Below are 23,020 nucleotides of genomic sequence, written 5' to 3'. Positions count from 1 at the left end.
AATGAGTTGGATGAGAAGAAATCATGTGTGGCGTCTTGTGGGGTGGCTAGTGGTTTTAGTTGCGGCCATTCTGTTGACGCCGGATACAAATAAACTGGTGGCGGAAAAGGGTCAAATTACGATTCCAAGTAGTTACCAAAGTCAGCGGGCAACAAAGCTTCAGGATAAGTGGGGGAGCTCACAAAAGAATACGACTGCGGTCGTTGCGGTGTTTAGTAATGGGGACCACAAATTGACGGCAAGCCAAAACAAAGCCATTGATAAAACCATTACGAAGCTCAAACAGGATAAAAATAAATATCAAATTAAGGCCATTACCACGGCGCAGGACAGCTCAACGGCAAAGTCGCAGTTGGTTGCCAAAGATAAAACCACGCAACTTGTTCAAATGAACGTCAAGCTGAGCACAGTACACAGCCGGACAAAGATTCGGAGTGAGCTGACGAAGGCGGTTAAGACAAGCGGTGTGAAGACGTACATCACTGGGTCCGACATTTTAAACCAGGACTTTTCTGACGCCACACAAAAAGGGGTTCAGAAGACCGAAGTGATTGCGGCTGTGTTCATCTTTTTCGTCTTATTGCTAGTGTTCCGGTCACCCATCACACCATTGATTTCATTGTTTACGGTGGGTGTTTCTGGACTGGTTTCAATCAGTGTTGTAACGAACCTGGTTAAGCACTTTGGCTTTCCGTTTTCTAACTTCACCCAAGTGTTCATCATTATCGTGCTGTTTGGGATCGGAACGGATTACAACATCTTGTTGTATAACCAGTTTCGTGAGGAAATGGCGCACGGTAAATCAGCACGTGACGCCAGCAAGAGCGCAATTAAAATTGGTGGACGAACGGTTCTTTATTCCGGTGTCTCTGTCCTCATTGGGATGACCGTGCTGGCGTTTGCCCGGTTTTCACTGTACCGCTCGGCCGTTGGAATTGCGGTTGGGGTCGTTGTGCTGTTAGCAGTGCTCTTGACGTTGAACCCATTTTTCATGACGGTTCTTGGCCCACGGATGTTCTGGCCAGTTAAGAAGTTTAGCGGCGAAGGGAACAGTCGGTTGTGGCACACCTTAGGAAGTACATCCATGATTCGGCCGATTTTGTCACTCGTGATCATGGGCGTTGTGATGCTACCACTGGCGTTTGTTGGCCACGGCGTCCTTGATTATGATGATACTGTGGAAATTAGTGACACCGTTCCGGCTAAGGAAGGGTTCAAATTAGTTCAAAAGCACTTCTCAAAGGGAACAGCTGAACCGACAACCATTTACATCAGTAGCAAGCACAAACTGAATAACGAAGAATCATTACAAATCGTGGATCGGGTCACAGGTCAACTGAAAAAGACCACCGGTGTTAAGACGGTGCTCTCCGCGAGTCAACCTGGTGGATCAGAGATTAAGGCGCTGTATGTTCGCAACCAGATGGCAACTGTCACCGGCGGCTTAACAAAGTCTCAACAAGGAATCAACCAAATCAACAGTGGGTTAACCAGCGCCAAACAACAATTGGACGGCGCCAACATTAGCGGTGGTGTTTCCTCAGCACAAGAATTGGCAACCGGCTCACAACAGGTTGCTAGCGGAACAGCCGCTTTGAGTAGTGGAATTAGTCAGGTTACTACCGGTGTTAACGAATTGAATTCACAGCTTCAATCTAGTACCGGTGGGAGCCAACAAGCCCAACTGCAACAGTTGGAAACGGCCTTGCCACAGTTGAACGCAGCCATCAGCAGCCTGAATCAGCAGGTGAGTGCAGCGTCAACGGGATCCACAAGTGGCATTCAGGGATCATTAACGACAATTGGTGATTCAACAAAGGACATCGGGACGCAATTAAAGTCTGTTCAAACGGCACTGAGTAGCATGACGATGCCGTCTGTGGATGCAAGTCAGTTAGTGGCGCAGATGCAGGGGAACGGGGCAAACTTAACGTCTGAACAACAGGCCACCGTTACGGCAGTTATTAACGGCGCACTGCAACAGCAGAGTAGCTCAACCGCCAGTTTACAAAAGCAGGTGAGTGATTCGCTAAGCCAAATTGGTTCTGATGCACAAACGATTGGGAGTAACGACCAGAGCGTTGCGACCCAATTGCAAACGTTACAAGCATCAACAAGTCAGTTACAACAAGCAATCAGCCAGTTGAATACGGCCTCAAACCAGATACTGCCAGCATCTGCGACCGCCATTTCACAGCTGAGCGGTGGGTTGACGCAGCTAACAAGCAGCACGGCACAATTGGCAAGCGCCATGGGAACAATCAACGGAAGTACCGGGACGTTAACTAGCGGTGCCAACCAAGTGGCAAGCGGCAACGTTCAAATGGCGTCGAAACTGAGCGAACTTGGCAACGAAACCCAAACGCTATCGAATGGATTAGGAAGCGCAACAACGGGCCTTGGGACAATTTCTGCTGGGTCAAAATCGGTCAACAGTTATCTGGGCGGATTAAAGGACTCAAGTGCAGCAAAGACGTACTACATTCCTAAGGAACAATTGACGAGCAAGACGTTTGCACCAGTCATGAAGACGTACTTCTCGCCAAGTAAGAAGATTACGAAAATTACCGTGATCCTTGATGATGACCCAAGCTCACAGGCAGCCATGAACCGCTTGCCACGGCTTGAAGCAATCGTTAAGGGTGCGTTAAAGGGAACCAGCTTAAACGACGCTGAGGTCGCCTTTGGTGGCACGACGTCGCAGACAAATGACACGAATGAAATGGCATCGAGTGACTTTAGCCGGACGGCCATCATCATGTTAGCCGGAATTTTCATTGCTTTGATGGTCGTTACGCGGTCACTGGTTCAACCAATTGCGATTGAGGCCACACTCTTGATCGCTTACAGCAGTGCAACAAACATCGTGTACTGGTTGGTTAAGACGTTCCTGGGACAAAGCATGCTGACATGGAACACGCCGTTCTTTGCCTTTGTAATGCTGATCTCTCTCGGGGTCGATTACTCGATCTTCCTGATGGCGAAGTACCGTGAGTTCCTGCATGAGCCGACCTCGACGGATGCAAGAATGTTGAAGGCAACAACGATCATCGGAACGGTGGTTATCTCTGCCGGAATCATCCTGAGCGGGACGTTTGCCGCGTTGATTCCGTCAGGTGTCATGACGTTGATTCAGGTTGCGTTGGTTGTGATCGTCGGGATTATTCTGTTGATCATTTTGATTCCAATCATTATGCCAGCAGTTATGAAGATCACGTATCCAACCCCACAGTCACGAATTAACGACGAAAACGCACAGGCAACACGGAGCAAACAAAATAATTAGTTGACGAAAAACGTTGCCGGTTAGTGATCCTTAACCGGCAACGTTTTTTTTGAAAAATAAGCTTTACGATATTAATGGTTATTTTACAAAAATATCTACTAGATTGTGAATTATCTAGTGATAACTGAACCGTTGATATGACAATGGTTTAGTGGTGTTAATTCTCGTCAAAATGTAATAATTTCACAAAGTGTTGTTAAGGTGCTTTAGTGACGGGGGTCATCGCTTGTGAAGCAGTGAGGAGTAGCAAGTGTAAGCGTTGACAACAAAATTAAAGGGGATAGAATTAAAATTGTTTACAACTGAAATTAAATTTAGTGCCACTGGAGGAAACTTTTCATGAAAGTTATCGTTATTGGAGCTACGCATGCGGGGACTTTTGCCACGCAACAAATTTTAACGGAGCACCCGGATTATGATGTGACGGTTTACGAACGTCACGATAATTTATCATTCCTATCATGTGGGATCGCCTTATGGGTTGGTGGTCATGTGTCAGATGCTGACAAGATGTTCTACTCAAACCCTGACGCATTAGCACAGTTGGGTGCCAACATGCAGATGGAACACGACGTGACAGACGTTGATACAGCCAACAAGACGGTAACGGTCAAGGACTTGAAGTCTGGTGACATTACAACGGAAAGTTATGACAAGCTGGTTGTTACAACTGGATCATCGCCCGTTATCCCACCAATCGATGGAATCGATAACAAGAACGTTTATCTATGTAAGAACTGGACACACGCTCAACAATTGAAGAATGCTGTTGATAAAATTAAGAGTGTTGTTGTCATTGGCTCAGGGTACATTGGTGCCGAAATGGCTGAACAATACGCTTTAGCCGGCAAGGACGTTACGTTGATTGACGGCTTCTCACGTGTGTTAGCCAAGAATTTTGATAAAGAAATTACTGACCGGGTTGAAAAACAGTTTACTGATCACGGTGTGAAGTTGGCCCTGGGTCAAATGGTAACTAGTTTTACTGGTGACGACCAAGTTACTGTCACCACTGATGCCGGCAGTTACACCGCTGACATGGCTGTTTTATGTACTGGATTCAAACCAAGCACTGATTTGATGAAGGGCAAGGTTGACATGTTGCCTAACGGTGCCATCACAACCGACGACTACATGCGGTCAACAAGTAACCCTGACATCTTTGCTGCTGGGGACTCAGCAACTGTTCATTACAACCCAACGCACAAGGATGACTACATTCCGTTGGCAACTAATGCCGTTCGTCAAGGGATCTTAGTGGGTCATAACATCGACAAACCAACCGTTAAGTACATCGGGACGCAATCCACATCAGCTGTGGAACTGTTTGGTCAAACGATCGCTGCCTCAGGGTTAACGGTTGAAGGTGCCAAAGCACGCGGCGTGGAAGTGGACTCAGTTGACTTCGAACAAGATTACCGGCCAGACTTTATGTTGACCACAACGCCAGTGCTTTGTACGTTGACGTGGGATCCTGAAACGCACAAGATCCTTGGTGGTTCTTTCTACAGTAACCATGATGTGTCACAATCAGCTAACGTTATTTCAATGGCCATTCAAACTGGGATGACAATTGAAACGTTATCCATGGTTGACATGTTCTTCCAACCAAACTACGACCAACCTGTTCACTGGGTTAGCGGGGTTGCGATGGCAGCCGTTGCGAAGGCCAACGCTAAATAGGTAACTCGATTACTGACTTTTAAAAACTGAACCGTTGATTAAGCAGAATGATTGCATAGTTGGTTTGCTTTTTTAAAGATCTTCGTTAACTCAAAATGATTGCTGAGCTTGGATTGGCTTAGCAATCATTTTTTGATGCCCGGATTATTGGGCGGTTTGTTTAACGTGCAAGCACCATTTAAGCTGCCAATTGGTTTTAGAGATATGGTACGATGTTTTCGTATTTATTTAAGAGAGGAACGGTGACAAGACTGTGGATTATCATGAATCACTGGCTAATCAACAACAAGCATATCGTGAAACGGCCGGCTTTTACGGCTGGGTTCGGGATCATCGGCAAGTATGCTTATGGGTGACGTTTATTTTAGCGGCATTAGCCATTGAACTGCCTTTTTTACTAAACAACCATTTATTTGGCGGGTGGGATCAACAATTTCACGTAAACCGGATCGAAGAGTTGTACCTATCAGCAAAGCATGGGGTGTGGCATAACGCCATTAGTACCTACACCTTTAAGGGCTCGGGACTCGGGATTCAAATCTTTTATCCCTATGTGTTTCTTTACCCGTACGCATTGTTACGGCTCATCGGGATTCCCGGGATCACGGCCCTGTACTTAGGAAACGTGTTTTACATTGTCCTGAGTGCGTGGGTTTGTTACTGGTGCATGAGAACGTTTTTACGTCTGCGGGGGGCGCGGCGGCCCGAATTAGGCGCGTGGTTCTTCAGCATGCTGTATAACGTGGCCGGGTACATGGTCTTTAATGACACCGTGCGTTTTGATCTCCCTGAATCGCAGTCCATGACGTGGTACGTGATTTTATTCCTTGGTCTTTACATGACGTTGACCAAACAGCGGCGCGGGTGGCTGCTGACGACCCTTGGTGCGGTTCTGTTGGTGTACACCCACGTGTTATCGGCCCTCCTTGCGGCTGGAATCGTTGTGTTGGTGCTGATCATCGCGTGGCGCCAATTGGATGACCTCCGGACGTGGCGTGATTTGATTTTAACTGGTTTGGTAACGGCGGTGATCGCAGCCCCCGAGTTAGTCGTTATGTTGAAAACGACCCACCAAGTGGTGATTGAATCACCACGGATCGGTTCCCTGTACACGCAAGCGATTACGCCGTTTGTTGCCGTGTTTTATGGTTTGGCAAACGTAACAAAGACGGGGCTTTTGACACACGGCGTTACGTTAGGAACCGTTGTCTTGGTCGGAATGATTGCGACATGGTTTGGTTTTCGGCACCTAGATCATTTAGGGAAAACGTTGCTGATTTTAAGCACGGTGCTCTTTTGGGCGACTACGCGGCTCTTTCCGTGGCAACTGTTTGAAAAGACACCGATTCGCTTGATCCAACACCCATGGCGGTTGTATACGTTTATCAGTCTGTTTGCGCTGGTCGCGTTAACACTCCTTGCAGATCGAATTGACCTAACGTTCCGGTGGCGAAATTGGGCAGTGGGACTATCGCTGCTGTTAACGCTCGGTACCGGGTTCACCTACACTGCATTGGCGAAGCCACGTGTGACGCCTGCTTCTTACCAGACGTTTGCAACCAAAGCAGAGTACTTTGACTATGCACCGCAAAGTAGTTTGAAACATTTGAAGTCGATCTACCATCACGACGCCTTAATTCGGGCCCATGGGCATGTGGTTAAAACGATTCATGTGCATATGGCAGCTCAACCAAACGTGTTGACCGTAACGGTGCCAACGAGCGCACGTGGTCAGGTGGTTGATCTCCCAATCTTTAACTACGGTGGGGGTTATGCAGTGACAACGAATCACGGGAAAACGTTAACCGCTCATGTTTCAAAACGGGGAACGGTTCAAGTGAACGTGCCGCGAGGGACAACAACGTTACGGGTTCAGTATCGGAGTGGTCTTTAACAGCACGGTTTGATCACTGGTAATGGAACGTGTCCCAATGATCAGAAATGTTGGTTTAAATTAAAGCGCCTGTCATCCCAATTGTTGTTGGGAAGACAGGCGCTTTTAGCATGCTTATTTTTAAACTAGGCCTCATTGGGGTCTAGCATGGTGAGCTGAATTCGCTGACGGACTTCATCAACGTCATCGACCCAAACGGTGACAATGTCGCCAACCGCGACAACGGCGGCGGGGTCCTTTACAAACCGTTTCGTCAGTTTGGAGACGTGAACGAGACCATCGTGTTTAACACCAACATCGACAAACGCGCCGAAGTCGACCACGTTGCGGACGGTTCCCTGTAATTCCATCCCGGGCTTGAGATCGGCCAAGGTGAGGACGTCATGACGCAGGAGCGGTGCGGGCATGTCGTCACGCAGATCACGGCCGGGTTTAGCCAGACTGGTCAAAATGTCCGTGACGGTGGCAACGCCGGCGCCCGTTTGTTGCGCGAGCTGATCGTGGTTGAGGGCGGCTAATGTCGTCGCAAGTGCCGGTGCGCCTAGTTGGCTGGTATCCGTTGCGGTCAGGTCGAGGATCTGTTTTGCAACCGGATAGCTCTCCGGGTGAATGTCTGTGTTATCCAAAGGATTTTTCCCACCGATGATGCGAAGAAACCCAACGGCCTGTTCGTAGGCTTTCGGACCGAGGCGTGCCACCTTCTTCAACTGGCGCCGATCGGTGTATCGACCGTTTTCATTTCGGTAGGTGACCACGTTGTTTGCGATGGTCTTGTTTAACCCGGAAATGTGAGCAAGCAGTTCACTGCTGGCCGTGTTTAGGTCGACACCAACCTGGTTAACAGCCGTTTCCACGACGTTATCTAACTGTTGGGTCAGTTCTTTGGTGGGCACGTCATGCTGATACTGGCCCACACCGACACTTTGCGGATCGATCTTGACCAATTCTGCAAGGGGATCTTGAAGCCGCCGGCCGATACTGATGGCGCTTCGTTCCTCGACGTGGAGGTCCGGAAATTCGTCACGCGCGGCTTGGCTAGCTGAATAAACGGAAGCACCAGCTTCGTTAACGATAACGTACTGAACGTTTCGATCAATGCCACGGAGAACTTCAGCGACAAACACCTCTGACTCACGGGAAGCCGTTCCGTTACCAATCGCAATCATTTCCACCTGGTAGGTCTCGATTAAATCGTGAAGTTGGCCAGCAGCGGCCTGCCGTTTGTCATTTGAAGCGGGCTTATGGGGGTAGATCACGAGTTTTGTGAGGAACTTGCCGTTGGCGTCGATAACCGCTAATTTACAACCGGTCCGGTACGCCGGGTCGAAGCCAAGGACGACTCTGCCCTTCATTGGTGCCTGCATCAAAAGGTGATACAGGTTTGTTCCAAACACCCCAATTGCATGGGTGTTGGCGTCATCGGTGAGGTCGCCACGAAGTTCACGTTCGATGGCAGGGCCGATGAAGCGTTTATAGGTGTCCTCATAAGCGGCTGTGATGATGGTCACGGCAGAACCTTGATGATGACCGACAATTCTAAACCGAAGGAAGTTCAAAATGGCAGCAGGGTCGACTGCGATGGTTACTTTGAGGACCCCAGCTTTTTCACCCCGGTTAATGGCGAGCGTTTGGTAGGTGGCAAGTTTTGCAAGTGGTTGTTCAAAGTCATAATACTGCTGGTAAACGCCGTCCTCATCAAGAGCCTTCCCCTTGGTCTTGACGCTTGTTGCTAACGTTGCGTGCTGGCGGGTGTAATCACGAATAAATTCACGGAAGGATGCTTCTTCACTGAAGGCTTCCGCAAGAATTTCGTGAGCGCCTGTAATAACGGCGTCAACATCCGGCAGTTCTTGGGCGGCGTCAACGTAGGCGGCCGCTTCGCTTCTTGCATCGGTCGTTGGAAACGTCAGTAACCACTTAGCAAACGGCATGAGGCCATGTTCTTTTGCAATTGTCGCCTTCGTTCGCCGCTTTTGTTTGTACGGAAGGTAGAGGTCTTCGACTGCTTGTAATGTTGTTGCGTGGTTGATTTGTTCTTTAAGAGTCGGGGTCAACGCGTTTTGTGCATCAATGGTGGTCAAAACATCGTGTTTGCGGTTCGCAAGTTTTTCCACGTGCGTCCATGTATCCTGGACCGCCCGAATCTGGACTTCATCAAGGCTCCCGGTCATTTCCTTTCGGTAACGGGCTACAAAGGGAACCGTGTTGCCGTCGTTTAAAAGGGTCAGGGTCGTGGTGATTTGGTGCCGGGTAATGTCTGGTAGTGCTGTGCTCACTTGATTGAGCAGTGTTTGATCGAGCGTAGTTGTCATGATTTCTCCTGTCAGTTCGTTAGGATTACATAGAGCTAGTATACGTGCTTTTGCGGGCGAAACATAGGTGACAATCGGGAAAATTCCCGTTATCGCACAGTGTTCGTAAAAACTGTTACAGTGTCGGAATTTCCGAAGATAATTACGATTGAAAGTCCTTAATGGTTAATTGAATGAATTGATTAAACGCCTATCTACGGGAGTTTAAGGAAACAATTAAAAAATTCAATTCGTGTTAGAAAGGCGGTGTACAGTGTTCGGCAATGATGATATACTTTACCGGTTAAATTATCGGAAAGCGGGTGAAAAATATGATTGAGACCCCGGCGGCACCCAAGACTGTGCCAATGGTGTTTAAACGTCACGAACAAAAGTATGTGATGGATCAAGATACCTATCAGCGGCTGTTGGTCGCACTTGAAAACGAAATTACGATCGATCAGTTTGGCCGACAAACCATTTCATCGTTGTATTACGATACGGATAGTTATATGTTTGCTCGACGTCAGCTGGATGACAGTAAGTACCGTGAAAAGCTCCGACTTCGTGCGTATGGCAGTGATGTGACGGCGGATCAAACTGCCTTCATTGAACTAAAAAAGAAGGTCTTAGGAATCACGTATAAACGGCGAATTGCGGTGCCGTACCATGAGGCCAAGGCGTACTTGGCTGGTGAGGGCGGATTAACTGTCTCGGCCGACATGAACAAACGGGAAATTGACTTCTTCGTGCAGGATCATTCATTGACGCGAAACACAGCGGTCATTTATGAACGATCGGCCTATGCAACTGAGACGGGACTCCGGTTGACGTTTGATGAAAACATCCGGTGGCGCACAGAAGACACCGACTTACTAACAGGTACGACCGGGACGCCATTACTGGCACCTGGAATGGTCGTCATGGAGATTAAAATCCCACAAACCCTGCCGTTTGCGTGGAGTCATCTGTTTGCAGGGCTAAAAATCTATCCACAACCGTTTTCAAAGTACGGATTAATTTATAAATATGGCATTCTGGGAGGACAACAATGCTTGTCAGCTATTTAGGACCAAAACATCACTTAATTACGTTTGAACAGGTTTTGATTACGACGCTGGTGACCCTGATTTTAGGGTTGATCGTGGCGTTTGTGTACATGTATCGCAATCATTACTCAAAACACTTTATCTTTGCAGTTGCGCTCTTACCAATTATGGTGCAGTCCATCATTATGACGGTGCACGGGAACCTTGGGGCCGGATTAACGGTGGCCGGTGCATTTAGCCTGGTTCGGTTCCGGTCTGCGCCAGGGAATGCACGGGAGATGGTGACCATCTTCTTTGCCATGACGATTGGCTTGGCGACAGGGCGGGGCTACTTACTGTACGCGATGTTCTTTACCATCGTGGTCAGTTTAGCCATGTTGCTCTACACGATTTTAGATTTTGGGGCAGGTAATCAAAACGTTCGGATCATGAAAATCACGATGCCGGAAAATTTAGATTATGAGCACGCGTTTGATGATATTTTTGATAAATACACGAAAGAAGTGACAATCGATAACGTTCGAACGACAAACCTTGGGAGTCTGTTTGAAGTTGAATATCACATTGAGTTAAATAACTTGGACCAACAAAAAGCGTTTCTTGACGAAATTCGTGAACGGAACGGGAACTTGGAAGTTTCCTTACGTGCAGACATGGTTAAAACAGGGAACATCATCTAGGAGAAATTGGCATGAAACGAACACCACTTTCACGTGAATTAATCGTGACTGAGGCCTATAAAATGGCCGAAAGTGACACACTCGGCAACCTGTCGTTACGTGGGGTTGCCCGAAATTTAAACGTTCAGCCGCAAACACTGTATCACTACTTTCCTAGTCTCGAAGATCTTAAACTGGCAGTGGCCATTCGGGGACGCGAGTTATTGATGCGCCAGTTGTATGCAAACTTGGTTCCGGTGTCTGGAATGGATGCGTTACGTGTTTTTGCGATGACCATCTTCCAGTTTGCGGAGGCCCACCCGTCGTTTCAAGAAATGTTAACGCGGGCGTTTACTGGTACTAACGCGGCATTGCCAATCACTTCAATTGAAAGTGCAGATGTTCGCCACGTCCTTTTAGACATTTTGACGCCAATGATTGCCAACCAGACGGAACGGGAGCGCACGGCGCGGGCCTTTTTAGCAACGCTGTTTGGCTACGCGAAGTTAAGCATTAACGGTTTTTTCAAGGACGTGGATGTTGAAGAGGATTTTCGAAACATTGTTGAGTTTTTAATTAAAGCAGTAGCGGGGCAAGAATAGGAGCAGTTGGGAGACCATGAAAAAAAGAAAACGCGCACTGGGGTTAACGGTGATTTTGACGGTTGTCATCGTCGCATTGGTTGGATCATTTACATGGATTCACTTCAATACCACCCGGCAGTTGCCATTGTTATCAAGTCAAGAAACAAAGGATCTTCCCAAAGTGAAGGTGAGTGGTGCCGTTTCACAAACGGATAATGACGGGCCGGTCGTGAAGTTTGATTTTCATGATAAGAAGACCAAGAAGAAAGTCACGGCGTACGCCAAGATGGAATGGCAGGGGCAAAGTTCCCGCAAGTTCCCGCAAAAAAACTGGAAGCTGAAGTTTTACAAAGACAAACAGCTGAAACATAAGTATAAGTGGCGGGCTAACCCAGGTTGGAAGAAGCACAGTGTGTACGTGTTGAAGGCCAACTATGTTGACGCAACACAATCACGAAACGTTGTGAACGCAAACTTGTGGAGCCAAATGGTGGCCACCCGCCAAGGTGCACCAAAGCAATTGGCAAGTTCGCAGAATAATGGGGCCATTAGTGGTTTTCCCGTTGAAATGAAGGTTAACGGTGATGACTGGGGGATGTACACACTAACCACGGCGAAAGAACCAAAACTGTGGGGAATGGACAAAAAGAACCCGAATAACATCGCAATATCTAGTAATCAGTGGACGCGCGGCGACATGTTCTGGTCAACCAACGTGGCGTACACCGAACACGGGTGGACTTCTGAACAGCCGAAGACGTGGACACCTGCACAGAAGCAGGCGTTTGAACGACTGGATAACTTTGTTGTGAACAGTAGTGATAAGGACTTTAAGGCGCATGCCAGCGAGTACCTAGATGTTAATTCTGTGATCGATATGTACCTGTTCACGAACTTAACACACGATCAGGATGGCCTGGGTAGAAACCTAATGCTGATCACCTATGACGGGAAGCACTGGAGCACGACGATGTATGACATTGACGCAACCTGGGGCCTGTATGAAAACGGGAAGAAGTTGTATCCTTCTGGACAGGCTGTGTCGCACAACTATCCAAACCACGGTGACATGGCAACCGCAGAAGGAAACCGCCTCCTTCAACGGGTTGCTGCTGCGTATCCAGACCGGGTTGAGGATCGGTGGAAGTCATTACGGAAGACAACGTTAACGCCTGATAAAGTGACGAACCAGTTTTCAACGTACATGAATGATATTGGTGAACAAAATTACCAAAATAACATTCAGTTGAATCCAGGAATTCCATCAGCGAAAATCACAAGCTTGATGCAGTTGAAGCAGTCGATCAACAAGCAGTTTAAGACAAGCGACGCACTGTTCGATAATTACACGGAGAACGTCAAGAAGCTCGATTTTTCGTACCATGCACCAACCATAAGCGCCGCAGAATCAGAAAGCATCAAAGCAGCGTCCAAGGCCTCCCAAGCAGCGAAGGTAAAGAATTCGGACACTGAAAGTACGACCACTTCGACAGTTCAAAAGTAATGTTGTGAGGTAATCCATCTTGAAGTATGAAGGCGTTCAATTAGCATCGTATGTTGACCGGCCCTCTCGGTTCACCTGCCGGGTTGAACTAAACGGGGCGGTTGTTGATACCCACTTAAAAAATACCGGGCGTGGTGCTGAAGTGTTGATTCCAAACGCAACGGTTGCGGTGGTTCCTGCCAAGAATCCTGACCGAAAGACCCATTGGGATCTCGTTGCGATTGTTAAAGAGACGGCTCATGGGCGGTTTTGGATCAACGTAGATAGTTCAGCGCCAAATCAGGTGACGAAAGAAGCCGTGACAGCGGGACGGCTTGTCTTGCCGGAGCTTGATGGCGACATTATGGCGTTTCAACCAGAAGTCACGTTTGGTGATTCGCGGGTCGACTTCAAGGGCGTGACGACAACGGGCCGTGAGTTCTTTGTGGAAACGAAGGGGTGTACGTTGGAAAATGAAGGAATCGTTGGTTTTCCAGATGCCCCAAGTGTTCGGGCGGTCAAACACGTTGTCAATTTGGCTGCGGCCGTGGCGGCCGGCTATCAGGCCTATTTACTGTTTGTCATTCAGATGGATAATGTTGACGTAATGACGTTAGATAAAACGATGGCACCGAAATTGACGGCGGCCATTCGCGAGGCTGAGACGGCGGGCGGTCATGTACTGGCATATTGCTCGACAGTGGATGAACACGGGATTACCCTACACCGTCCGACAACGTTTGATATTGACGCACCATTCACCAATCCACAGCTGAAATTATAAAGCGTTAATGACGAATGACCACTTTTCTCGTGTATAAGGGAAAGGTGGTCATTTTTAGCTAGTTCAGTTAATAAATAGTTGTCAAATTGACATAGTGGCGGGAGTTTCCTATACTTTAATGTACAGCTGAAATGGGGGACAAACTATCACACTCACATTACATCCATACGTTCACTTTCCGAACGCAAAGGAAGCCATGGCGTATTACCAAGAAATCTTTGGTGCCGACCACTTGTTTCGAATTCCGCTCACTGAAGACGCGGCTAACGAATTGGGGCTAATTGATTCAAACTTAGAAGAGACGACGATGCACGGTGGGTTTCAAATCATGGGGACACAAATTTTGTGTTCTGATGATTTTATGAATCAACCACAACATGCGACGAACATTGCCATCATGCTTGATTTCGATGCAGATGACCGTGATGACGCCGTGACGGCGGAAACCTTTTTCACCCGTGTCGCTAATTCACAGCGTGTCCGGGTGACGGCGCCGTATGCGAAAGCGTACTTTAGTGGTAAACGTGGGGAGTTCACCGATGAATACGGTGTTAACTGGATCGTTAGTTGCCGGCCACATGACTGGGTGACAAAGACCCCAGTTTTGGAAGACGATGAAACGATTGCCACGCGGTAAGTAAACTGATCAGGAAACGTAGAAAGCCACCAGTACCGGATGAATTATCCGGCATTGGTGGCTTTTGTTGTTGGTGATTAGGTTTTAACCGCGATGGTTCGCACTGTTTTTTGGTGTCGTGCTCACCAGTACAGAAAGTTCCGCCTAACCCAAAAGCGATCATTGGCCAAGGACGCCAACGACCGCTTTTCAGTTAGTGCTCACTTTCTAAACGTACTGGTTCGCACTGATTTTTTGATGTCGTACTCACCCTCGCAAAAAGTTGCGCCTAATCTAAAACCAGCCATTGGCCGAGTGCGCCAACAGCTGGTTTCCAATTAGTGCTCGCTTTTTACCGCGATGGTTCGCACTGATTTTTTGTCGTGCTCACCAGTACAGAAAGTTGCGCCTAACCCAAAAGCGATCATTGGCCGAGTGCGCCAACGACCGCTTTTCAGTTAGTGCTCGCTTTCTAAACGTACTGGTTCGCACTGATTTTTTATTACTTGTTATGCACGAAGTCCACGACGTTACGGCCAACAACCTTGTTGTCCTTTAATTCTTGGATCATGTCGTTAATTTCTGATAATTTACGAGTCTTCACGATTGGGTGAACCAATCCTTCAGCACCGAATTGGAATGTTTCAGCCAAGTCTTGGCGAGTTCCAACTAATGAACCAGCAACAACGATTCCGTCCAGAACCGTCTTTGCGATGTTCAATTGCATGTTCCCTTGTGGTAAGGCAACGGCAACCAACTTCCCGTCTGGGCGAAGTGAGTCTACAGCTTGGTCAAAGGCTGCAGTTGTAACGGCAGTAACCAAGGCTGCGTGAACACCACCAACCTTTTCTTGGATCTGTTTATCAACATCACCATCATGACGGTTGATCAATAAGTCAGCACCTGCTTCTTTGGCAGCTTGCAACTTGTCAGGGTTACCATCAACGGCAACCACATGAGCACCAAAGACATGCTTAGCATATTGGATGGCCAGGTTACCTAAACCACCGGCACCAACAACTGAAACCCATTGACCAGGCTTAACATCAGCGACTTTGATGGCCTTGTACATTGTCACACCGGCACAAGTCAGTGAAGTTGCTTCAACAGGGTCCAAACCTTCTGGAACCTTCACAGCGTAGTTAGCGTCAACGATAACTTGTTCAGCCATGGCACCGTCAACCGTGTAACCAGAGTTTTCAACGTTGCGGCAAAGTGTTTCACGGCCAGTCAGACAGTATTCACAGTGGCCACAGCCCTTGAAGAACCAAGCGATTGAAACGCGGTCGCCGACCTTAACGGCGTCAACGCCATCAGCAACCTTAGAAACGATCCCAACACCTTCGTGACCAATGATCCGGCCAGGCTTGTCACCAAAGTCACCGGCAGCAACGTGTAAGTCGGTGTGGCAAAGACCACAGTATTCAACGTCTACTAAGGCTTCACCAGGTTTTAAATCACGTAACGTAACGTCTTTAACGTCAACAAACCCATCGATTGAATCTCTAACAACAGCAGCTTTCATGAAGCAGTCTCCTTTTTTATATCAATCATTTTTTGTCTACGTTTACATGATAGCAGGCAGACGCGATAAATGAAAGTGAATAAATGAGCATTTGTAAACTTTTTACATAATTTAAAGACTATTTCTTGATGGAAACACGGAAAAATCCCGGTATCAAGAATTTATGGCAATTATTTTCAGACCTTCTCTTGTGAAGACTTAATGCATGGGTGACTGGGACACGACGGCATTGCGTTGGCGTGATAGAATGGAGATAATAAGGCGATTTGCCTCAATTAAGGAGCGGATATTGTGACAAGCCAACGGCGAGAAGTAAAATTCGGCTGGCTGTTTGTGGCATCATTATTGAACAACACGGGGGCCAGTTTTTTATGGCCACTAACGACCATCTACATGCATAATTATCTTCATGAATCACTCACACTTGCCGGGTGGGTGCTATTGGGAATGTCGGTGATGATGATCATTGGTGATTCAGTGGGGGGCTATTTATTCGACCACTGGAAACCATATGAAACGGGGATCATCTCGGCGGCCATTGCCACGGCGGCTGTGTTTGCCTTGATCTTTTGGCATGGCTGGCCCGTTTATGCGTTCTTCCTCCTCCTCGTCGGTTTTGGTGACGGGGTGAATATGACGATTTTAAATTCGTTGGCCACATGGTTACCGGGGTCCTCTACCCGGCATGTGTTTAACATGCTGTACGTTGCGATGAACATTGGGGTTGTTATTGGAACGTTGATTGTGGGTTATGCCATTAATTTTGGGATCACCACGGTTTTCATTATTGCCACCGTTTGTTACGCGGCGTTAACGCTTGTGGTTGCCTTGCATTTCAACGTGACGGCGCCTAAAGCACAGCATGAAGCGGCACGACGTGATGGCAAACGGACAAAGATTCCTGTTTTGATCAGCCTGATTCTGGTCTTGCTACTTGCCATTAACGTTGCCTACTCACAGTGGGAAAGTGTAATTTCGGTTCACATGACAAGCCTAGGGATTCCGGTGCTAAAGTATAGTCTGTTGTGGACGTTAAACGGACTGATCATCGTGATCTGTCAGCCATTTATTACCCGGTGGAGTGAACGGTACCGCATTGAAAATGTTATTTTGGTAGGGATCACCTTGTTTGCGGCCTCATTTTTCATGTTGATTTTTGCGCGGACATACGCCATGTTTATTGCGACGATGATCGTGCTAACGTTTGGTGAAATGATTGGTCACCCGGCACTGCCAGCGTGGATCGCAGTTAAGGCGCCATCCATGCAAGCTGGGCGCTATCAAGGGTTTGCGAACATGGCGATTGCGTTCGGGCGGGCAATTGGGCCCCTTTTTGGTGGCTTGATGCTGGACTATGCGACGTTTACGATGCTATTTATGGTGGTGGGAGTGGTTCAATTGCTCCCATTGGCGGCGGTGTACTGGCGTGCGCATGATGAACGAATGGCACAGAAAAAACGAAGAGAATAAAAAGAGAGCGAACCAAACTGCGGGAGGCTCCCTCATCTAACGTAAAGGACCACTTATGGACGATTTTTGTCCATGAGTGGTCCTTTACGTTAGATGAGTTGAAGTCTGCGGTTTGGTTCGCGTTTATGAAAGGGAAGAGAAAGGACCACTTATGGACGATTTTTGTCCATGAGTGGCCCTTTACGTTAGCTGAGTCGAAGTCTGCGGTTTGGTTCGCGTTTATGAAAGTGGTTATTTAGCGTGTTCTACCATAATGCTGTAAATTCGTTCTACATCACGATTTGTGCCGCGAAGCTCGTAATCGGCAATGAAAGGAAAACCATAGGCCTCTGCATACCGCCGCGCGGTTAAACAGTATTGTTCATTGAAGTTCCGGTTGCCAGAGCCAACGACCCCACGGCAAAGGGTCCGGTTGTCATGGTAAGCGATGTATTCGCCGAGTACGTTGGTCATTAACTCTTTGACCCCGTTGTCGATGCCGTTGCCACCATCTAAGTAGGTGGGCACAAACGCAAAGTACGGTGCAGTTTCATCGGCAAAATCATTTTGCTCCGAAATTTCTCGGGCACTAATTGTTGGGTTGGCGGCATTTTGCTCATGTTGTGTGGCTGCGTATGCCGTTAAGTGATCAATGAAGCTTCTGGTGTTGCCTTCAATGGAGATGTAGCGAATGTTCAGTGGTGTCATGTCAGGTCCTCCAAGTCGGTGTTCAATATGGTGAGTGTACCGCAAAATTTCCAGTGAAAACAGGCTTGATAATTGCAGATTTTCAGAGGTCAACTAGCGTACACTGGTGGAAGGGGAGGGACGCTGATGGAACGATTTTTAATTGTGACTGACATTGATGGAACCTTGATCCCACCAACACAGAAGGTATCGACGTTGACGAAAACGGTGTTGACTCGTTTGCGTGATGAGGGGCATGAAGTCTACATTGCTAGCGGGCGGATGCTAGCGTTAGCGAAAGTCATCGCGGATCAGGTGGATGATGAGATGGGGATTATTGGGTCAAATGGAGCTGTAATCGCTGAAAATAATAAAGTTCAGGTGACCCATTTAGGGGCTACGGCCGTCACCACCGCACGGCAGGTGGCCGAAGAGTTTGGTTTAAGTTTCCGTTTGTTCACGCAAACAGCAACATACCATAATGTAACGGATGAAAATGTTTTGGCGCACATGAATAAGCTTCGTCAGAAAACGACCTCTCCCATGGTCTTTTTAGCAGCTGGCGAAATGGTGCCAGGGTTGAATGAAACGGTAACAAACGGATTACTGGTGGACGATCACAATGATGGTCGTTTAACAAAGGCCCGGGCGGCGTTGGCTAGTGCCGCAAACATGGCACTATCGTCGTCAAGTCCGAATAACATTGAGTTAATTCCTAAGGGCATCAGTAAGGCAACGGGATTAGCAATCGTTCAGAACCAGGTTGGAATCGCCACTGACCGGACGATCGTGTTTGGAAACGGACATAACGATGTTCCGTTGTTTAAGAAGGCCGCAATTAGCGTTGCAATGGCGGATGCACCGGCTGAAGTGCGGACCGCTGCAAATCACGTAACGGTGCCCGCCGAGCAAGACGGGGTCGCCCATTTTTTGATGGACTACTTTAAACTGACGGACCTTTCGGGTGGTAATCAATGACTAAGCAGGACCTTCGCAGTCAACGAACAAAACGGCGCATCGAGCAGAGCTTACTAAAGCTGCTACAGGACGTGCCGCTAGGAAAGATTACGGTGGCGCAAATTTGTACGACAGCGACGGTGAGCCGGTCAACATTTTACGCGCACTATTATGATAAATATGCGGTGCTTGAAACGGTGGTTGCAGCAGAGACAGAGCGGTTTGCCGACCTACTAAAAGCGCGGTTTGCCGCTGGTCAGGTAGTTGATGTCCAAGCGACGGTGGGGCCCGTCTTTAAATGGTTGTTGGCCACGCCACAAGTCACCCAAACGTTACTCAGGATTCATGAACCACGCGCCGACTTTGGTGCTAACTTGCAGGCAATCCTAACCGCTCAGTTTGAACACTTTCTTGACGAACATGCGGATAAAACGAAGCTAACGATTCCACTGAATTATTTGGCGGCCCAGTACAGTAGCTGGGTGATGACGGAACTCACCTATCAACTTAATCACCAAACAACGGCCGGGCTCCTCGCGTTTTCACAACGCGTTCAAAGTGAGTTGTTTAAAATGGCGGGCATTACGCTAACGTAACGTTTTTGTCGGGTTCTGTTTTACCCAGTCGTGAAGTTCAGCGGGATTGTGGGCACAGAATACGTGAACGTTCTGATCCGTTAAAATAAGGTTCCGAAGGGCGTTCACATTTTCAAGGCGTTGCGTTTGGTTCCACTGGTTAAACCGCTCGAAGCGCGCCAACTGTGGGGCCATGCTGGGTGTCTGGTTGTGAACTTCATGTGGATCAAAATAAGTATCGCCAGCATGAACTAACCAGCCGTCATCGCCGGTGTCAATGGCGACAGCACAGTGACCACGGGAATGGCCGGCGGTCGGAATCAACAGAATTTCCGGTGGCAACCCGGTTAGTTGTTGCACGTGATTGAAGCCCTTCCAGTTATCACCAACCTCGTTATATGTGTGCCAGTTGGGGCCGTATTGCCACATTGATTGGCGATAACGATGACTGGTTTTGAAGCCGCGCTCGCTCATCGCAGTTTCCCATTCCGTTTGAAAAACGTGGACGGTGGCATTTGGGAAATCGACAAGACCACCAGCATGATCAAGGTCAAGGTGGGTCATAACGATGTTACGGACGTCACGAGGGTCGTAACCCAATGCTTTAATTTGTTCCACGGCGGCCAGGGCGATGTTACCCTGTTGCGGTTTTGCATAGATGTGGGTGAAGGCAAACCCAAGTCGTGGCTCCGCGTTAAGCTGGTCCTTTCGACCAAGACCCGTGTCGACCAGGACTAAACCGTCTTTACCGGTATCAATTAACAGGCAGTGCATAACGAGCGCCTCGCCCTCATACTGAAGTCCTTGAACAAAGCCACAGTTGATGTGATAAATTTTAAATGCCATGATGGTGTTCCTCCCTAACGTTTTCGATGTGCTCATCATAAACGCTGGTTGGACGGGGAACAATAAACGATTTGCGACAAAGTGTTCGATAAAGTTGACTAAACGCAATGGTAACGGAGGAATGCATGATGCGAAAAGTGATTCTGTACATCGCAACAAGTTTGGATGGGCGGTTGGCGGATGCAGCCGGTGAAATTGAGTGGCTGGAACAAACGCCGGTGAGTGGTGATACGGGATATTCCACGTTATTAGACCGCATCGATACGTTGATCATGGGACGGACAACGTATGATTATGTAGTGACGCATACAGATGTTTATCCGTATGCAGATAAGGAAAGCATTGTCCTGACCCACCAAAAGATGGCCCCGCAAGCAAACGTCACATTTCTGAGTGAGGATGTGGTTAAACTGGTTCGGGAGCGTCGTGAACAATCTGGAAAAGCGATTTGGATCGTGGGCGGTGCAGAAATGGTTCAAGCACTCCTTCAGGCGTCGTTAATTGATGAGATCCAGTTGTTTATTGCGCCGCATTTACTGGGTGCCGGAGTGTCACTTTGGGCAACCAGTGCAGTTCAGGCCCAGTACCGATTAGTGGGCGTCAAACAGCATGACCAGTTGGCAGAGTTAGATTATGAACGCTTGAATTAGCGAGAAGAACTAAAGAAGTGAACAAATTGTTTACAAATTGAAAACAGGCAATTAGACTAACGTGGTAGTACCTTGGTACTAAGGTCATATGGTACCAAGGTACCAACAAAAAACACCCCACTGGCATGAGGTGCTACGAATTACCGTTTTCAAAGCGGTGACTTGGTTTCGTGAATTTAACTCATATAGTACAAATTAAGCCCACTCAACTCGTCAAAGTTTTCGAGGGCTTTTTTTGTACCATTATTTCTTGGTTAACGAAATAATGCTAAAAACAAACATGGCTTGCTCCCGGTGAAATACCAAGAGCAAGCCATGTTTGTTTTTAAGTGTTAATTTTGTGATTGTTCTGATTGATCCTGTGCGTCTTCGTCAGTCGTTGTGACTGGTTTACGAATGACTTCAAACCAATTAATGTAGGCATTCTCGTAATCCAGTGCGGTGAACTGAAAATCACCAATCTGGTAACTGTCGCCGGCTTTAATGTCAGGATCATTTTCGATGATGTAACCCGTTAATGTAACAACTTCGGACTCTTCAAACTTTTTAATGTCAGTTTGGAAGTAACGTTCAAAGTCATAAAGGGTCATCTTCCCGGAAACGTGGAATGAACCGTCATCCTGCTTAAAGATGTACTCATCGGAAACGTCATCGATTTCATCGTGGACCGTCCCAAACAGTTCTTCGTAAATGTCCTTATCCGTGACGATCCCAGAAGTACCACCGTATTCATCAACGACGACCACGATGGGGGTCTGTTTGTTGATCATTTGTTGAAGCACATCTTGAATCGGCATGGTTTCAGGCACGGTGATGATGTTCCGCAGAATTTTAGCAACGCTAATGCTGCTGTCCGTTTGGCTTTGACGAATCAAGTCGTAGTTGAAAACATAACCGAGGATTTTATCCTTATCACCGTCAGCAACAACCGGAAGGCGACTGAATTGCTCAGTCAGATAAACCTGGAGGGCGTCTTTAACGGTATCCGTCACGTCAATGACTTCGAGTTGAGTCCGGTCGATCATGATGTCTCTAGCAACCTTGTCGTTCATTTCAAACGCGCGTTGCATGAACACGTAATCTTCTTGATCGAGCTCACCACCAGAAACGGCGTTCCGTGACAGGTTCAAAATTTCCGCCTGACTGAACGCCTCGTCGCTTTCTGAGGCCGGTTGCATCCCGAGCATTCGGACGATTCCGTTCGCAGAGGTGTTTAATAACCATACGAATGGATAGAACAGAATGTGGAAGTACCGCAACGGTGTCACAACAGCCATCAAAACCTGAAACGGCCGGTCAATGGCGATGTTTTTAGGAACGATTTCTGTGACAACCACTTCAAAGTAGGTCAGGATGATAATCCCAGCCACAGAACCAATGGCGTGACCTAACGTGGCGTTAAAACTGAGGTGGGCGATGCCGAAGAAATCGATCAATAGTTCCGCGACCGTCTCTTCACCAATCCACCCAAGGATGATACCGGCTAATGTCGTCCCCACCTGAGTTGTTGAAAGATATTCATTTAAGTTGTGGACCATGTTCAGGGCCACTGTGATTTTTTTTGACTTTTTGTCACGCTTATTTTGTTCTTCTTCCAGAACACTTGGCCGTGTCTGCACCAGGGCAAACTCAGCGGCCACGAAAAAGGTGGCAAAGATGAATGTAATTAGCATGATGATCAAATTACTAATTATCTGACCACTATCCAACGAAAATTCCCCATTTCTTGGTTTAAAAACCTTACAACATTATACCGCGTCAGCATATAAGAACAAACTAAATTCGATGAGAATTGTTAAAATAGCCCATCAGAATGGGATTTATCGGCTAAAATGGTGCACAATTTAACGAATTAGTCCGTAAACTGTGGAAATTATTGAAGAATGATTGGCCATTTTAAAAACTGATGGTTGTTTTTACGAGAGGGTGCTTGCTGATTAATTCGCGTCGATTCTGATCAGGCGTATACTGGTAATGAGATGTCGTGCTTACCATCGCAAAA

The 23,020-nt window shown here is 47.7% G+C and carries 18 protein-coding genes; 13 read left to right on the top strand and 5 right to left on the bottom strand.

Going from position 1 to position 23,020, the window contains the following annotated elements:
- The first annotated feature begins 1 nt into the window (after position 1).
- The 3 genes from ACRYI5_RS06985 to ACRYI5_RS06975 all read left to right on the top strand — a co-directional run bounded on the left by ACRYI5_RS06985 (position 2) and on the right by ACRYI5_RS06975 (position 6,863).
- A complete protein-coding gene (locus ACRYI5_RS06985; protein ID WP_448224768.1) occupies positions 2-3,286 on the top strand; it encodes an MMPL family transporter in 3,285 nt (1,094 codons plus the stop codon).
- 339 nt (positions 3,287-3,625) lie between these two features.
- Positions 3,626-4,969 carry an FAD-dependent oxidoreductase gene (locus tag ACRYI5_RS06980; protein ID WP_448224767.1) on the top strand — a complete coding sequence of 448 codons (1,344 nt, stop codon included), beginning with the start codon at positions 3,626-3,628 and terminating at the stop codon, positions 4,967-4,969.
- 253 nt (positions 4,970-5,222) lie between these two features.
- Positions 5,223-6,863 carry a hypothetical protein gene (locus ACRYI5_RS06975; protein WP_448224766.1) on the top strand — a complete coding sequence of 547 codons (1,641 nt, stop codon included), beginning with the start codon at positions 5,223-5,225 and terminating at the stop codon, positions 6,861-6,863.
- A gap of 125 nt (positions 6,864-6,988) precedes the next feature.
- Here the strand turns inward: ACRYI5_RS06975 and ACRYI5_RS06970 are convergent, their stop codons facing one another.
- Entirely contained in the window at positions 6,989-9,175 is a 2,187-nt protein-coding gene (locus ACRYI5_RS06970) for a Tex family protein (protein WP_448224765.1), read from the bottom strand.
- 311 nt (positions 9,176-9,486) lie between these two features.
- On the opposite strand from ACRYI5_RS06970, the gene ACRYI5_RS06965 reads away from it, so the two are divergent.
- The 6 genes from ACRYI5_RS06965 (at position 9,487) to ACRYI5_RS06940 (ending at position 14,350) form a co-directional block, all read left to right on the top strand.
- A complete protein-coding gene (locus tag ACRYI5_RS06965; RefSeq protein ID WP_448224764.1) occupies positions 9,487-10,224 on the top strand; it encodes a VTC domain-containing protein in 738 nt (245 codons plus the stop codon).
- Positions 10,206-10,883 carry a DUF4956 domain-containing protein gene (locus ACRYI5_RS06960; RefSeq protein ID WP_407880242.1) on the top strand — a complete coding sequence of 226 codons (678 nt, stop codon included), beginning with the start codon at positions 10,206-10,208 and terminating at the stop codon, positions 10,881-10,883. The genes ACRYI5_RS06965 and ACRYI5_RS06960 overlap by 19 nt, the downstream gene beginning before the upstream one ends.
- Before the next feature lie 11 nt (positions 10,884-10,894).
- Complete coding sequence (locus ACRYI5_RS06955) at positions 10,895-11,464, top strand: TetR/AcrR family transcriptional regulator (protein WP_448224763.1); 570 nt, start codon at positions 10,895-10,897, stop codon at positions 11,462-11,464.
- A gap of 16 nt (positions 11,465-11,480) precedes the next feature.
- Entirely contained in the window at positions 11,481-12,950 is a 1,470-nt protein-coding gene (locus ACRYI5_RS06950; RefSeq protein ID WP_448224762.1) for a CotH kinase family protein, read from the top strand.
- A 19-nt stretch (positions 12,951-12,969) separates the two neighbouring features.
- Positions 12,970-13,713, top strand: coding sequence for a DNA/RNA nuclease SfsA (gene sfsA, locus ACRYI5_RS06945; RefSeq protein ID WP_448224761.1), 744 nt, complete (start codon positions 12,970-12,972; stop codon positions 13,711-13,713).
- A 196-nt stretch (positions 13,714-13,909) separates the two neighbouring features.
- A complete protein-coding gene (locus ACRYI5_RS06940; protein ID WP_448224760.1) occupies positions 13,910-14,350 on the top strand; it encodes a VOC family protein in 441 nt (146 codons plus the stop codon).
- 481 nt (positions 14,351-14,831) lie between these two features.
- On the opposite strand, the gene adhP is transcribed toward ACRYI5_RS06940, so the two are convergent.
- Positions 14,832-15,854 carry an alcohol dehydrogenase AdhP gene (adhP, locus tag ACRYI5_RS06935; protein ID WP_448224759.1) on the bottom strand — a complete coding sequence of 341 codons (1,023 nt, stop codon included), beginning with the start codon at positions 15,852-15,854 and terminating at the stop codon, positions 14,832-14,834.
- 291 nt (positions 15,855-16,145) lie between these two features.
- On the opposite strand from adhP, the gene ACRYI5_RS06930 reads away from it, so the two are divergent.
- Positions 16,146-17,324 carry an MDR family MFS transporter gene (locus tag ACRYI5_RS06930; protein ID WP_407880234.1) on the top strand — a complete coding sequence of 393 codons (1,179 nt, stop codon included), beginning with the start codon at positions 16,146-16,148 and terminating at the stop codon, positions 17,322-17,324.
- A 231-nt stretch (positions 17,325-17,555) separates the two neighbouring features.
- Here ACRYI5_RS06930 and nrdI read toward each other — a convergent pair whose 3' ends face one another.
- Positions 17,556-18,011 carry a class Ib ribonucleoside-diphosphate reductase assembly flavoprotein NrdI gene (gene nrdI, locus ACRYI5_RS06925; RefSeq protein WP_448224758.1) on the bottom strand — a complete coding sequence of 152 codons (456 nt, stop codon included), beginning with the start codon at positions 18,009-18,011 and terminating at the stop codon, positions 17,556-17,558.
- Positions 18,012-18,137: 126 nt separating this feature from the next.
- On the opposite strand from nrdI, the gene ACRYI5_RS06920 reads away from it, so the two are divergent.
- Both ACRYI5_RS06920 and ACRYI5_RS06915 read left to right on the top strand, forming a co-directional pair.
- Positions 18,138-18,968: an HAD family hydrolase gene (locus tag ACRYI5_RS06920; protein ID WP_448224757.1), complete on the top strand. Its 831-nt coding sequence runs from the start codon at positions 18,138-18,140 to the stop codon at positions 18,966-18,968.
- Complete coding sequence (locus ACRYI5_RS06915; protein ID WP_448224756.1) at positions 18,965-19,543, top strand: TetR/AcrR family transcriptional regulator; 579 nt, start codon at positions 18,965-18,967, stop codon at positions 19,541-19,543. The genes ACRYI5_RS06920 and ACRYI5_RS06915 overlap by 4 nt, the downstream gene beginning before the upstream one ends.
- Here the strand turns inward: ACRYI5_RS06915 and ACRYI5_RS06910 are convergent.
- Positions 19,535-20,368 (bottom strand): MBL fold metallo-hydrolase, encoded by an 834-nt coding sequence (locus ACRYI5_RS06910; RefSeq protein ID WP_448224755.1) that lies wholly within the window; start codon positions 20,366-20,368, stop codon positions 19,535-19,537. The two genes, ACRYI5_RS06915 and ACRYI5_RS06910, sit on opposite strands and share 9 nt — an antisense overlap.
- 125 nt (positions 20,369-20,493) lie before the next feature.
- Between ACRYI5_RS06910 and ACRYI5_RS06905 the strand changes: the two genes are divergently transcribed.
- Positions 20,494-21,018 carry a dihydrofolate reductase family protein gene (locus ACRYI5_RS06905; RefSeq protein WP_448224754.1) on the top strand — a complete coding sequence of 175 codons (525 nt, stop codon included), beginning with the start codon at positions 20,494-20,496 and terminating at the stop codon, positions 21,016-21,018.
- A 332-nt stretch (positions 21,019-21,350) separates the two neighbouring features.
- On the opposite strand, the gene ACRYI5_RS06900 is transcribed toward ACRYI5_RS06905, so the two are convergent.
- Positions 21,351-22,727, bottom strand: coding sequence for a hemolysin family protein (locus ACRYI5_RS06900; protein ID WP_407880221.1), 1,377 nt, complete (start codon positions 22,725-22,727; stop codon positions 21,351-21,353).
- Positions 22,728-23,020: the final 293 nt, after the last annotated feature.

The organism is Furfurilactobacillus sp. WILCCON 0119 (assembly GCF_053471565.1).
Note: the sequence above shows the minus strand (reverse complement) of the source record. Positions and strands in the feature narration are given on the sequence as shown.

Coding starts and splice junctions, on each gene's coding strand:
- ACRYI5_RS06905 (WP_448224754.1), top strand. CDS start 20,494: ATGATGCGAAAAGTGATTCTGTACATCGCAACAAGTTTGGATGGGCGG.
- ACRYI5_RS06955 (WP_448224763.1), top strand. CDS start 10,895: ATGAAACGAACACCACTTTCACGTGAATTAATCGTGACTGAGGCCTAT.
- adhP (WP_448224759.1), bottom strand. CDS start 15,854: ATGAAAGCTGCTGTTGTTAGAGATTCAATCGATGGGTTTGTTGACGTT.
- ACRYI5_RS06915 (WP_448224756.1), top strand. CDS start 18,965: ATGACTAAGCAGGACCTTCGCAGTCAACGAACAAAACGGCGCATCGAG.
- ACRYI5_RS06910 (WP_448224755.1), bottom strand. CDS start 20,368: ATGGCATTTAAAATTTATCACATCAACTGTGGCTTTGTTCAAGGACTT.
- ACRYI5_RS06940 (WP_448224760.1), top strand. CDS start 13,910: ATGGCGTATTACCAAGAAATCTTTGGTGCCGACCACTTGTTTCGAATT.
- ACRYI5_RS06965 (WP_448224764.1), top strand. CDS start 9,487: ATGATTGAGACCCCGGCGGCACCCAAGACTGTGCCAATGGTGTTTAAA.
- ACRYI5_RS06920 (WP_448224757.1), top strand. CDS start 18,138: ATGGAACGATTTTTAATTGTGACTGACATTGATGGAACCTTGATCCCA.
- ACRYI5_RS06985 (WP_448224768.1), top strand. CDS start 2: ATGAGTTGGATGAGAAGAAATCATGTGTGGCGTCTTGTGGGGTGGCTA.
- ACRYI5_RS06950 (WP_448224762.1), top strand. CDS start 11,481: ATGAAAAAAAGAAAACGCGCACTGGGGTTAACGGTGATTTTGACGGTT.
- ACRYI5_RS06970 (WP_448224765.1), bottom strand. CDS start 9,175: ATGACAACTACGCTCGATCAAACACTGCTCAATCAAGTGAGCACAGCA.
- ACRYI5_RS06960 (WP_407880242.1), top strand. CDS start 10,206: ATGCTTGTCAGCTATTTAGGACCAAAACATCACTTAATTACGTTTGAA.
- ACRYI5_RS06980 (WP_448224767.1), top strand. CDS start 3,626: ATGAAAGTTATCGTTATTGGAGCTACGCATGCGGGGACTTTTGCCACG.
- nrdI (WP_448224758.1), bottom strand. CDS start 18,011: ATGACACCACTGAACATTCGCTACATCTCCATTGAAGGCAACACCAGA.